The following is a 12,914-nucleotide window of genomic DNA, read 5'->3' on the forward strand; positions in this document are numbered from 1 at the left end:
TTTGACAAGGCTATGAAAAATTGCATCTATAACCTGTGTATCATTTTACATAAAACAATTAAGGCATCTATAAGAATTATTTTATTGCTAATGCTTTTCAGTCTATCCTTGATTTATGCAGCTGACTTGAATCCATCGAGCAAAATACTATGGGAAATGCAACAGCCATTGGCACAGTCAATGAGTAAATTTAACGATTATTGCGGCGAAAACAACACAAAAAATCAACAAATTTACTGCTATTGGTTTCAGCTGCTTCCAGCTAAACAGCTACTTCTTCAATATGCCAGGGCACAAGAATATATAGCGCTTAAAACCAGTGGGGATTTAGTGGAATTTTCGTATATTGTACGACAAAACGAGCAAGTAATTATTACTATCAATATTTATTTGAGCTGGATAAATCACGCCAAGTTAATTGATTTAGCCGAAGCTCTCAACCAAAAAATGCCCCTGTTTTCTTTGATTCATCACGCGCTTGAGGAGAGTTTGATCGATGCAATTATCGATAGCGCCGAGGTCCACCTGGATGTTGTCACTGAACTTGATGGTAAAACACTATTACAAATGCTCCAGCTTCCCATTTATACGCCACTTCAGACAAATGAGAAAATAAGCTATCAGACCCAAATTAAATTTACCGCTTACTTACAGGCAAATCAATTATTAAGGGCTGATCTTAAGATGAATATTGCTAATCTGGCTAGTGTTGAAGGTGGTTTTATCAGTCATCTGACACCTCCTCTTTGGCTGTCTCCTATTCTAAATACCCTTTCAAGTGGACTTTTTTTTGCTGCTAAAAATAGCATTCATCACACAAATGCTCTTTATTTCGACCAGGCTTTTATGCGCTTTAAGGATTTTGGGCTAATCGCTAACTTATTAGGGCAGTACATCTCAGCGAGTCCAATGTTTCGTTTTTTAGCCTTTGAAGAAATGAGTAAGTTTAGCCATGAGCTTGCACAGCAGCATAGGGATGCGGAGAAAAGAAAGTTATATCTGGCATTGGCTGAGTATTTGGCAGCACCTCAGTGTTTTGAAGCGGGTGTGGAAACTTCGAAAGATACCGCTCAAACCCAAGAAATCTGGTTTGCCTTGTGGCAGTTATTTGCCTTACCAGGGCAATTAAATCAGCAGGAAAAGATGCTTGCAAAGACACATGCCAGCAAGACTCAAGCAGAAGTCAACGAGCTCACCCGTCTGCAAAAGAAATCCCTAAGTAAAGTGCAAGGTTTACTACAGAATAATTTCAAGATTCATTATCAAAGCAAAAAATGCTAAAAAATTAGTTTCTGAACATAAGTTTAGATTTTGACCTATACTCATGACACGAAGGAACGTGTATCAAATAACTGACCTGGTTTTCTCAGTTGAGATTATTTTACGCATGACCCAAAGTTATTCTTTAAATAACGGTTATTTATGCGTGTTCCTTGGTATGAGAGTTAGGAGCGTAAAGCTATCTGTTGACCCCGTACATTATCGGAGTTACCAGGCTTTATGCAAAGAGTAGGATGATTAACCAACGCACAAATTAAGGAACATAGTAATGAAAACAAGAAGATTTTTTTTAGTCATTTTAGCGGGTTTCAGTATTTTACTTAGCGCCTGTGGTGGAGGCGGCGGTGGCGGAACTTCAAGCACAACTGCCGCTGCAGCAGAGACAACTGAAGATTGTGCAGCTGGTTCAGTATGCGCGCCAAGCCAGGTTAGCATGGTGCCAAGTAAGTAGTTACCCAAAGATCAAGGAGACAGTCAAATGAGATTAAAAACAATAGCTCAAGTAATCGGTAGTACACTACTGATTTCATCGGTTGGAATGGTAAATGCAGCTCCAGCTTCAGGTGATTATGTGAATGATAAAACAAGAACATTTACCAATAATTTTGTGCAGCGCATTATCAAAGACATCAATGGGATTTTGTGTATTGGCAAACAAACGCTATATGATCAATTCACAGGACAACCCGCGTATCTTGCGCAAGTGGATATGAATGTCTGTGGTATGGGTGAAGGGGAAGATAGCACAACACCAATGCTCATGAATGTGGTGGTAGACTCAGCTAACACTAATAACATCCAAACCGTTAAAATGTGGTTTGATGGCGTGCCAGCAGGAGAGAATGGTCAGAAAGCCTTTATTGAGGCTAAAATGGTGATTACTGCAACGCCTACAACTACCAACCCTTACGGAGAATTTACGTTCAATTACATAGGTCATCCCGTGAATGATGGGGTAATTAATGCCAATCAAACCCTAATGAAAGGAACGATTTCAAGTAGCGTAGATCCTGCTACCAAAGTAGCATCGCTAAAATATTATGATCAGTTTGGTAACGATGGAACCAATGATGTGATCAAAATAAACTTTGTCGATACGGGAAATGACACGGGTTATGGCAGGTTTGATATGAATGTTGGAGAAGGTCAGTTTAGTGATGCTATGTTAGGCACCGTCGCTTTTAATGCCACCTATTTGGAGAATCTAGTCACTAATGCTCAGGGAGAAAATGAGCTTTGTTATGATAGAACCGATTATAACAGTCATGTGTATGGTTATGGACTATATAATGCGGATGGATCGCGCGTTGGCAGACGAGACTCAGGTTTCCCCGTTATCTATACCAAAAATGGTGAAGAATTCCACGGCTGGCTTGGCTTCCATGGCTTATGGTTAGGTGGGGTGAGCTTTGCTCATGGCGATGCCATCGAGAAAATTAACATCCAAACGGACACTCGCGAATCAGGCACACTCGTGGTTTCCAGTGGACGTTTGATGCAAAGAACAGTACAAAGAAAAACCTTGGCGAATTTAAATGGCATTGATTTGATGTTTTTCTATATTACCCCGCCACAAGAAGGGCAGGAAGTCAAAGACATCCTACGTTGGAATAGCAACACCGAGACATTCTCTAAAGTCGCTGAAGAAAGCTGTTCGCCAGGGTCAGGTTGTCAAAGAACCAATGTTTCTCCTGCTGTCGAGCTGACAGCGGACCAAATCAGAAGCACCTATAGAGGCTGGCAAGGTCAAGGTAATGAGCCTGGCTTTGTCGATATTATTCTGCCTGGCATGTCAGGGGGTGGTTTTACGCAACTGCAAATTAAGGCAGATAATGGCGCTACCATAACACCAACCAATGAAAGCGGTTTAAATATCTGGACTGAGAGCATGGTAGCTCCAACCTCGACAGATGAAATACTAACATTGCGCTGTTACTTTGACTGTCCCATGTGGAATGGCTCAGCATGGGTCCGTATGAATCCTTCCCCAGCTGCTGCTGTATATAGAATCAATAAAAATATTAATACAGCAAACGGCTACACTTTACTTGCACCACAGTCGTTTGACTCCCAAACACCAAGCGTTGCTTATAAGGCAACTCAAGGTCAGAATTTAGGCATTCATGAGTTGTTTGATAGTGCCATTACCCAAGGGGATATACATCAGTTATTCGATGGCACGATTGCCACCAAATACTCATGGCGCTCAAGTGACAATCCCTGGGATAAATATATTAGCTTTAAAGATAGTGCTGGCGTCATTGCAACATTTTCTCCGCCATTACAACTGGTTTATAATGATGACGGTGGTGAGCATTACATAGAATATCAAGGCTTCCGCCAACTGCACATTCCAGGGCAATGCTACACCAGAGCGACACACGAACCAACGCGTTGTGGAGAAGGACGTGATATTATCTGGGAACCTGATTTTACCATACCCAATGGCACGCAATTAACCTCTCTTGATAGCAGTGACACCAATGCGTATTTTGTCAAACAGCTGGATGTGTCACAAAACCTGATCCCACTCTCAGCAGGAGCTGAAAAAACGGCATGTATCAATGCCTTACAATCTACCATGGTATCGGCAAGTGCCTTAAGTCTGCCCAGTGTTTCAGATTGGAGTGTCCCAAATCTGGGTACAAAACCCAGTGCAGGGAATATTCCTAAAGTCATTGTGGGTGTGAAGCAATAGCTTACAATGCTTTTATTATGTAAGGCATATGCCTGACACTGTTGAGTGTTTAAGCCAAGAGTCAGAATGATATATTTTAAGTTGAGTCGTCGTGATCAATCATCCCTGAAATCAGCATCAGAAGCTGATACCTTATTTCCCTTGGTTTTGTGTGATTTCTAAACTTTGCCAATGCCACTACTATCTGTCTGGTGTTGAATATTGTATGATTGCGACATTTGTTGCAATCCTCCAGTCTAAGGCAAGTCTTTTAGTTTTATGTCATTAAGTTATCAGCACATTTATCACGCGGGCAACCTTGCCGATGTGCATAAGCATTTATGGCTGATTGCTATTGTGGATTATCTAGGGAAAAAAGAGAAACCGTTTTTCTGGTTGGATACACATGCAGGGCGTGGAGTTTATGATTTAAATAGCATAGAGGCGCGAAAGACCAAAGAGGCGATAAATGGCATTGGCAGACTACTTGGTACCATGAGCGTCAGTAATGATCCGCTGCTCATTCAATACAAGGGTTTGATTGATGGTTTAAATGAACATGGTCTTCAGTTTTATCCTGGCTCATGCCGCCTAGCGGCAAGTCTGTTAAGAGAATCTGACAGGATGTGCGCGCTGGAGTTGCATCCTCAGGAAGTTGAATACCTCAAAGTTGCTATGCGTGGATTGAAACAGGTGGCAGTAAAGCATGGTGATATGTTAAAATTATGGTCGTCATTTTTGCCGCCAAAAGAGCGTCGAGGTGGCATGTTGATAGACCCAAGTTTTGAGATTAAAACTGAGTATGAGATTCAGGCAAAGCTCTTGATAGAAGCAACAAAAAAATGGTCAACAGGTGTTTATATGCTCTGGTATCCGCTATTGCCTCAAAGGCGGCATGAGGAGTTGAAGAATATCCTACTCAATGCGCAACTGAATATGCAGATAGATGAATGGCAATTTCAACATCCTGCTCAGGCAGTGGGTATGTACGGCTCGGGGATGGTTATCGTTAATCCGCCGTATACTGTTTACGAAAAAGTGCGTAATGCAATACGCGAGCTTGAGAGTGGTTACAATCCTAATTGAAGTGGACGAAAAGAGGCTCGCTAATTTTTAAGTCAAACCCAAGAAAACTCTGGTTCATGTCACAAAAATACGTTAGAATGCACGCGTTTTTGTCCTTTGACAAGGTCGAAAGGCAAATTCTAGAGCAACAATAACTAAATAGAATCTGGAGAAGTATTATGGTCGTAATTCGTATGGCTAGAGGTGGCGCTAAGAAACGTCCTTTTTATAGAATCGTTGTGACTGACAGCCGCGCTGCGCGTGATGGTCGTCATCTTGAGCGTGTTGGTTTCTTTAATCCCTTAGCCAAAGAACATGAAGAGAAAGTACGCGTTGATCTTGCGCGCGTTGATTACTGGGTTGGCACTGGAGCGAAAATGTCTGATCGTGTGACTTATTTAGTCAAAGAAGCACGTAAAGCAGCACTGCCACAAGCTTAATTCAGGTCTAAGCACTTAAGTGCTTAACGCTTAAAACGCCAATCTACGCTCGTCGAGATTGGCGTTTTCGTTTGGTGGGCTTAAATAATAGGGGTTGGACTATCTTTCTGCCCACAAGGGCGTATTCAATACGCCCCTACGATTGTTCAAATGAAAAATGGGCTGAAATTCTGTCAAAGCCTAAATATAGAAGGTTTTATGATGCCACAACAGACTAATGACAATATGATCGTAATCGCTAAGGTTGGAGCTCCTTACCGCTTAAAGGGTGAGCTGAAGCTTCACGTTTTAAGTGACTCAATTGAAACAGCGCTGGCTTATGGGCAATGGTTTATCAAAAAAGCAAACGATCGAACCTGGCAGCCATTGAAGGGAGAAACGGTCAGTAGAGTTGGTGATAAATTGATTATTCAATTTACAGATGCAAACGTGAAAGAAATTGCTGCTAAATACACCAATGCGTTAATTGCGGTACCTCGTTCGGTGTTAAAAGAGACAGCTGAAGATGAGTACTATTGGGTGGATCTAATTGGTATGCAAGTGATCAACCATGAAGGGCAGACATTTGGTCAGGTGGTTGACATTTTAGAAACAGGGGCTAATGAAGTTTTATGCTGCAAGCATCAGGATAAAACTTATTTGATTCCCTTTATCAATGAGTATGTCCATGAGGTTAATCGGGGTAGTAAAGTCATTACCGTTGATTGGCAGTATGATTATTAAAGCTTGGGTTTAAGATGGATTTTGCTGCCATTACCATTTTCCCAGAAATGTTCGCTGCCATTTCGCAGTTTGGCGTTTCCGCGCGGGCATTTAATCTGGGCAAGGCGAGCCTCCATACTATTAATCCCAGGCAGTTTGCAACGAATCACTATCAAACGATAGATGATCGACCTTTTGGTGGGGGACCTGGGATGGTAATGATGTATGAGCCGTTGCAAAAAGCCATTTTTGCAGCCAAAAAAAGATTGAATAAGCCCGCTAAAGTTATATACTTGTCGCCGCAAGGAAAACCGTTGACGCAAAAGCGTGTTAAAGAGTTTGCTTGCGAAGATGCTTTAATCTTGCTTTGTGGTCGTTATGAAGGTATCGATGAGCGCTTGATTGAACGTCATGTTGATGAAGAAGTTTCAGTTGGTGATTATGTTTTAAGTGGCGGTGAATTACCTGCCATGACTTTGATTGATAGCATTGTGCGGCTGTTGCCAGGTGTGCTAAACGATCAGAATTCAGCTGTTGAAGATTCTTTTTACGATGGTTTACTGGATTGCCCACATTACACAAGACCTGCGACGCATATCGAAGCAGGTGATGTGCCAGTGGTGCTTTTATCTGGAGATCATCAGAACATTCAGCAGTGGCGACATCAAGAAAAGCTTAAACGTACTTTTTTACGACGTAAAGAATTGATTGAGTGCCTATGTCTATCGAATGAAGATAAACAATACATTGCGCAGCTTGCGCAACAGAAAAAACAACAAATCGTGATAGAGAATGCACAATTAGGAGAAAAGAAGAATGAAAAGTAAATACTTGGAATTAGTTGAAAAAACGCAGTTACGCACTGATTTACCCGTTATTTACCCTGGTGACTCAGTCACTGTAAATGTATGGGTGAAAGAGGGCGATAAAGCGCGTATTCAGGCGTTTAAAGGTTTTGTGCTTGCGATTAAAAATCGTGGCATTAACTCAGCCTTTACCGTGCGTAAAATGTCATCAGGTGAAGGTGTTGAACGCACTTTCCAAACGCACAGCCCAATTATCGATAGCGTCGTTGTAGAAAGGCGTGCTAAGGTGCGTCGTGCCAAGCTTTACTACATGCGTGGACTTACTGGTAAAGCTGCAAGAATCAAAGAAAAAGTATAATTTTAGGGGCTGGTATTGCCAGCCTTTTTTGTTTTAATCCTTAGGGATGCGGTTATCCAAAATACATTCAGCTTGCTTGGTACTTTACTGAATATGGGGGTGATAAAGTAGTTTTGAACAGTGCAAACTGTTATACTTTCCCTCTCTTGAATTTCTTGGTTGAATAGCATGAAAAAACTTCCCATTGGTATTTCTGGTTTAGAGAAAATTATCACCGGCAATTACGTTTATGTCGATAAAACTAGACATATTGCTGAGCTTGCTCACGGTGGAGGAGGGTATTATTTTCTCTCTCGACCACGACGCTTTGGCAAATCCCTTTTGATCGATACGATTAAACAAGCGTTTCTAGGCAATAAAGATCTGTTTAATGGCTTGTACCTGGAAAATAACTGGGACTGGGATGTGAGCTATCCTGTGCTGCATTTCACCTTTGGTGAGGGCAATGCCGCTGACCCTGAAGCACTAGATGCAAAAATCACCAAATTTTTGGATGCTTATTATGAAAGCTATCAGATTCAAAATATCTACGATGAAATCAGTAGTCGCTTTGCTTATTTGATCGAACAACTTGCTCGTAAAAGTAATAAGGTCGTGATTTTAGTCGATGAGTATGACAAACCCATTTTAGACAATGTTGACAACACCGAGATTGCCAAGGCAATGCGCGGGCGTCTTAGAAATTTTTATAGCGTGATTAAATCCCAGGATGTGAATGTAAAATTTGCGATGCTCACAGGTGTGTCAAGATTTAGTAAAATCAGTATTTTTAGTGAATTGAATAATTTAAAAGATATTACGCTGGATAAACGCTATGCGGATATTTGCGGCTATAACCAGAGTGAGCTAGAGCATTCATTTAACGCTTATTTGACTGAAGGACAAGTTGATCTTAAGCAACTTAAAAAATGGTATAACGGCTACAACTTCACAGGCATAGAAAGCCAAAAGGTCTATAACCCATTTGATATTTTGTTATTTATCGATGGCGATTATCAGTACCAGTCCTATTGGTTTGAAACGGCGACACCGACTTTTTTGGTCAAAATGATCGAAAAGAGTCGTTATTTTATCCCAGATCTTGAAGATATTGTTGTCGGTGAGGAGATCTTAAAAACTTTTGATATTGAAACCATGCCGATTGAAACCTTACTGTTTCAGACAGGCTATTTAACGATTAAAGAAATCACGAGCCGTGGTCAGACAATAGCCTATCGCTTAAGCTACCCTAATTATGAAGTCAAATACAGTCTAAATAATGCATTAGCGGTTATCGCTTCTAATCAAAGCGTTAAAAACATGCTGATTGATCGCATGCTTAATGTATTGGAAGGGGATGATTTTAAGCGTCTTGAGCTGCTGCTAAGTAGCCACTTCGCCTCCATTCCACATGACTGGTATCGCAATAATCAAATTGACCAGTACGAAGGGTTTTATGCGAGCGTTGTGTATAGTTTTCTAACTGCTTTGGGATACGACACGATTCCTGAGGATGTGACCAATCACGGTAAGATTGATTTGACGATTATAATGCACGATAAGATCGTGATTATCGAATTTAAACTCGCTAAGTTGGGGGATGCTAAAAGTGCTATTCAGCAGATTAAAGACAAAAAATATGCGGAAAAATATCTCAGTATCAATAAGCCTATTTATCTCATCGGTATGAGTTTTGATCCGATTGAACGCAATGTTATGGGTCTTGCGGTTGAGCACTTTATAGCTAAAAATACAATGAAATATAAGGATTGTGATGGAAGTTAAGCGAGGTGGTTTAACCCGAATGAAAGTTGCTGGGTTTAAGTCAATAAATGTCTAATTTTTGTGAAATTATTGACCAGTTTATTGATGATATTTGGCTTTCCGAAGGCTTAAGCCAAAATACTTTGTCCGCCTATAAAACGGATTTAAATCATTTGGCAAAAGCCTATCCAAAGAGAGATTTAGTCAAGCTTTCCTTGCAGGATTTACAAACCTTCCTGACCAGGCGCTTAAGCTTGGGATTAAGTGCGCGCTCTAATGCGCGTATGATTTCAACGCTACATAAGTTTTATCAGTGGTGTTATGCACAAGAGAAAATCAGCATAGATCCAACACAAAAATTGACTCTGCCAAAATTACCTAAATATTTGCCTCAGGATTTATCTGAGGAGGACGTCGAAAAACTGCTTGCCGCACCAGATTTAAATAGTGACCTTGGCATAAGGGACAAAGCGTTATTGGAGCTTATCTATGCAACAGGTTTACGTGTCAGCGAACTTGTCGGTTTAACTTTGGATGATGTTAATCTGCGCCAAGGGGTGGTGCGTGTGATGGGAAAAGGTTCAAAAGAGCGCCTGGTGCCAACGGGTGAATATGCCCTAGATTATTTAAACAAATATATCAACGAAGTGCGTGAAGAATGGTTGCAAGGGTTGAAGCTTGATAAGCTGTTTGTGTCACATCATCGAAAAGGTATTACTCGACAAACCTTTTGGCATAGAATCAAGTATTATGCTGAACTGGCAGGGATCAATAAAGAGATTTCGCCACACACCTTGCGTCATGCCTTTGCGACACATTTGCTTAATCACGGTGCAGATTTGCGTTCTGTACAAATGTTATTAGGGCACAGCAGTGTCTCAACGACAACGATTTACACGCATGTTTCCCAAGTGCGTTTGTTGCAGTTATATAAAATTCACCATCCACGGGCTTAGGCTTTATTTTCACTACTTTCCAGAAGCTTGCGCACTTTCACGACTTTAATCCAGTAGATAATGTAGATGACAATACACGCGATAGAAGCAAACGGTGAAATAATGGGAACAAAGGTGACAATAGGTAAAATTACCAGGGCAAGACCCAGAATAAACAGGGTGTCACCGCGAAGTTTAATCGCCATATCCTGATATTTTTTAAGGGCATTGCCAACGCCAAATGGTAAGACAATCCACTGAAAAACATAGCCAACAACAGGTACAAGAAATAACCAGGCAAACCATGGTTTACTGATTTGCTTATCATTGTCGATGACTTTTAAGAGTTTGTAAACGCTCCATGAAAATAGAATGGAGAAGAGATAAAAAACAACGATCATTATTAAAAGTGCAATTCCAACACCCATGATGGAATAGGGATCAGTTGAAGTTGTCGTGCTTTGGATGCTGATGTTGGTGACGGTTTCCTGATTCATGGGTTTAGGCTCCTTATTTTAACCTCAATAAATGTGTGCTAAGTATGGCAAAATCCTGCTGATTTTAAAACTATGATAACGACCAAATGAGATTAAACAGTTAAGCTTACCAGGGAAATATTTTCATTCGTGTCAATATGAATATAACTTCCGCTGTTAAACCAGTCCCCCAGCACATAACGGGTATACCCTTTTTCATAATGTACATTCAACATGTGTGTGTGCCCATGAATAAGGGTTTGATACTGATTCAGGTATTTTTGAATGCCTTTTTCGGTGACATCAATGACTTTATATTGAGCATTTTTGTGTTTGCTTTGTCTGCGAATTTTCTGCGCAATTTTTTGCCTTAATGGGCGAGGTAATGCCAGGTAAAGCTTTTGAATGAGTCTGCTTCTGACAAATTGACGAAAAATCTGGTAGCTTTTGTCATCGGTGCAAAGCAGATCGCCGTGCATAAGCAAAATGGCTTTATGCTCAAGGTTTAATACATAGGGATCAGGAATAAGTTCGAGCTTAGCCTTCCTGGCAAATGTTTTTCCAATGAGAAAGTCGCGATTGCCGTGCATAAAGTAGACCTGTAATCCTTGATCATGCGCGTTGGACAGCAGTTTAATAATATGTTGCTGGAAATCACTGATAACATCATCACCTACCCAATAGTCAAAGAAGTCTCCTAATATAAACAGTGTATTATCCGTGATGCTGATTTGTGATAGAAACTCTGCAAATAAGGAAGTCGCTTCAGGGCGGGCTTCACTTAAATGCAAATCTGCGATGATGTAATAGTTTTGATAACTCATTTAGTGTTTTTAGTGCTTTGTTTATTCAATAACGCGTGTTTAGTATAACAAGGATCCCGTCTATGAAAATCATTAATTCAGGTCAATTGTGTAATCCATTGACCAGTGGTGGTATCCGCTACAATTTTGGTAGTGTTTGGTGTAGTATTTGGCGCATTGCAAAGAGGGTAAACAGAACAATGCAAAGCAATTTACAAAAAGCGCGTGTCTTAGTCGTGGGCGACTTAATGCTGGATCGTTATTACTATGGTGCCACTGAACGTATTTCTCCTGAGGCACCCGTGCCTGTGGTACATGTTAAAACGATTCAGGATCGAGCAGGAGGGGCAGGTAACGTCGCACTGAATATTGCTTCACTTGAGGGTAAGGCGGGTATTTGTGCGATGGTGGGTCAAGATGAACCTGCTCAAATCTTAGAAAAATTTTTCGCTGAGCAATCGATTCAAGCACATTTAATGGGAACACATTTACCAACGATCACTAAATTAAGGGTGTTATCACAAAAGCAACAACTTTTGCGTTTGGATTTTGAAGAAGGATTTAGCCAGATTGATGGTGCTTTATTGGCAAAGAATGTGAGTAAAGTTATCGGGCAGTATAATGTGATGATTTTATCGGATTACGGCAAAGGTACATTACAGGATGCTAGAAGCTTAATTGCCTTGGCAAAGTCACGTGATATAGCCGTACTTGTTGATCCTAAAGGCAATGATTTTAGTATTTATCAGGGAGCGAGCTTAATTACTCCCAATCGCAAAGAATTTGAAGCAGTTGTGGGTAAATGCCATGATGAAAAAGAGCTCGTTGAGAAAGCCAGAGGGCTCATTAGAGCATGTCAATTGGGTGGCTTATTGATTACACGCAGTGAAGAGGGGATGACACTTGTGTTAAACACAGGTGAGCTCACAACGATCCCCACTGTTGCCAAAGAAGTGTTTGATGTAACTGGTGCGGGAGATACCGTGATTGCCGTGATGGCGATGGCTATCTCTTGTGGTTATGATCTAATTTCAGCGATGCGCTTAGCTAATGCTGCTGCGGGCGTTGTCGTGGGTAAAGTGGGAACTGCGACGCTTAATGCTCAGGAACTGCACGATGCACTTCATGCGCAAACAAGGGTTGATAAAGGAATTTTAAGTGAGAGTGCACTAAAAAAAGCCATGAATGAAGTGCGTCTTCAAGGTGAAAAGGTGGTAATGACCAATGGATGTTTTGATATTTTGCATGCAGGACACGTGGAATATTTACAAAAAGCACGTGCACTGGGAGATCGGCTTATCGTTGCTGTCAATACGGATGAATCAGTAAAGCGCATTAAAGGGAATACACGTCCTTATGTGGGTTTACAGTCAAGGATGGAGGTTTTAGCGGCGCTATCTTGCGTTGATTGGGTGGTCGCATTTGATGAAGACACCCCTAAACGGATTATATCTGAGATTTTACCCGATATTTTAGTCAAGGGTGCTGACTATGAGATCGATCAGATTGCGGGTGCCAGGGAGGTCATGGCAGCAGGGGGAGAGGTTAAAACCATCACCTTAAAACCAGATCACTCCAGCACATCAATTATTGAAAAAATTAAGACAACAATAAACTGACATTTACAC

General features: G+C 41.0%; 13 protein-coding genes. 11 read left to right on the plus strand and 2 right to left on the minus strand.

Annotated features, from left to right (window positions below; genetic code table 11):
- Positions 1-12 precede the first annotated feature (12 nt).
- The 10 genes from CU053_RS03055 to xerD all read left to right on the plus strand — a co-directional run bounded on the left by CU053_RS03055 (position 13) and on the right by xerD (position 10,028).
- Positions 13-1,281, plus strand: a complete 1,269-nt coding sequence (locus CU053_RS03055; protein ID WP_100551334.1) for a hypothetical protein — start codon at positions 13-15, stop codon at positions 1,279-1,281.
- A gap of 268 nt (positions 1,282-1,549) precedes the next feature.
- The gene (locus CU053_RS03060) at positions 1,550-1,732 is read left to right on the plus strand and encodes a hypothetical protein (protein WP_100551335.1); all 183 of its coding nucleotides are present in this window, start codon (positions 1,550-1,552) and stop codon (positions 1,730-1,732) included.
- A gap of 27 nt (positions 1,733-1,759) precedes the next feature.
- The gene (locus CU053_RS03065) at positions 1,760-3,979 is read left to right on the plus strand and encodes a hypothetical protein (RefSeq protein ID WP_100551336.1); all 2,220 of its coding nucleotides are present in this window, start codon (positions 1,760-1,762) and stop codon (positions 3,977-3,979) included.
- Between the two features lie 258 nt (positions 3,980-4,237).
- On the plus strand, positions 4,238-5,044 hold the full coding sequence (locus CU053_RS03070) for a 23S rRNA (adenine(2030)-N(6))-methyltransferase RlmJ (protein ID WP_100551337.1): 807 nt from the start codon (positions 4,238-4,240) through the stop codon (positions 5,042-5,044).
- Between the two features lie 158 nt (positions 5,045-5,202).
- Positions 5,203-5,463: a 30S ribosomal protein S16 gene (rpsP, locus tag CU053_RS03075; protein WP_100551338.1), complete on the plus strand. Its 261-nt coding sequence runs from the start codon at positions 5,203-5,205 to the stop codon at positions 5,461-5,463.
- Between the two features lie 150 nt (positions 5,464-5,613).
- Positions 5,614-6,186, plus strand: a complete 573-nt coding sequence (gene rimM / locus CU053_RS03080; RefSeq protein WP_100551339.1) for a ribosome maturation factor RimM — start codon at positions 5,614-5,616, stop codon at positions 6,184-6,186.
- Positions 6,187-6,200: 14 nt separating this feature from the next.
- Positions 6,201-6,992, plus strand: coding sequence for a tRNA (guanosine(37)-N1)-methyltransferase TrmD (gene trmD / locus CU053_RS03085; protein WP_100551340.1), 792 nt, complete (start codon positions 6,201-6,203; stop codon positions 6,990-6,992).
- Positions 6,982-7,329 carry a 50S ribosomal protein L19 gene (gene rplS / locus CU053_RS03090; RefSeq protein WP_100551341.1) on the plus strand — a complete coding sequence of 116 codons (348 nt, stop codon included), beginning with the start codon at positions 6,982-6,984 and terminating at the stop codon, positions 7,327-7,329. The genes trmD and rplS overlap by 11 nt, the downstream gene beginning before the upstream one ends.
- A 168-nt stretch (positions 7,330-7,497) precedes the next feature.
- Positions 7,498-9,093, plus strand: coding sequence for an ATP-binding protein (locus tag CU053_RS03095; RefSeq protein WP_100551342.1), 1,596 nt, complete (start codon positions 7,498-7,500; stop codon positions 9,091-9,093).
- 47 nt (positions 9,094-9,140) lie between these two features.
- On the plus strand, positions 9,141-10,028 hold the full coding sequence (xerD, locus tag CU053_RS03100) for a site-specific tyrosine recombinase XerD (RefSeq protein ID WP_100551343.1): 888 nt from the start codon (positions 9,141-9,143) through the stop codon (positions 10,026-10,028).
- On the opposite strand, the gene CU053_RS03105 is transcribed toward xerD, so the two are convergent.
- The gene (locus CU053_RS03105) at positions 10,025-10,504 is read right to left on the minus strand and encodes a hypothetical protein (protein WP_100551344.1); all 480 of its coding nucleotides are present in this window, start codon (positions 10,502-10,504) and stop codon (positions 10,025-10,027) included. The two genes, xerD and CU053_RS03105, sit on opposite strands and share 4 nt — an antisense overlap.
- A gap of 92 nt (positions 10,505-10,596) precedes the next feature.
- Positions 10,597-11,307 (minus strand): UDP-2,3-diacylglucosamine diphosphatase, encoded by a 711-nt coding sequence (locus CU053_RS03110; RefSeq protein WP_100551345.1) that lies wholly within the window; start codon positions 11,305-11,307, stop codon positions 10,597-10,599.
- A 62-nt stretch (positions 11,308-11,369) separates the two neighbouring features.
- On the opposite strand from CU053_RS03110, the gene hldE reads away from it, so the two are divergent.
- Entirely contained in the window at positions 11,370-12,905 is a 1,536-nt protein-coding gene (hldE, locus tag CU053_RS03115; protein WP_325063825.1) for a bifunctional D-glycero-beta-D-manno-heptose-7-phosphate kinase/D-glycero-beta-D-manno-heptose 1-phosphate adenylyltransferase HldE, read from the plus strand.
- Positions 12,906-12,914: the final 9 nt, after the last annotated feature.

Origin of the sequence: Caedibacter taeniospiralis (assembly GCF_002803295.2) — a bacterium.
GTDB classification, from domain to species: Bacteria; Pseudomonadota; Gammaproteobacteria; order Francisellales; family Francisellaceae; genus Caedibacter; species Caedibacter taeniospiralis.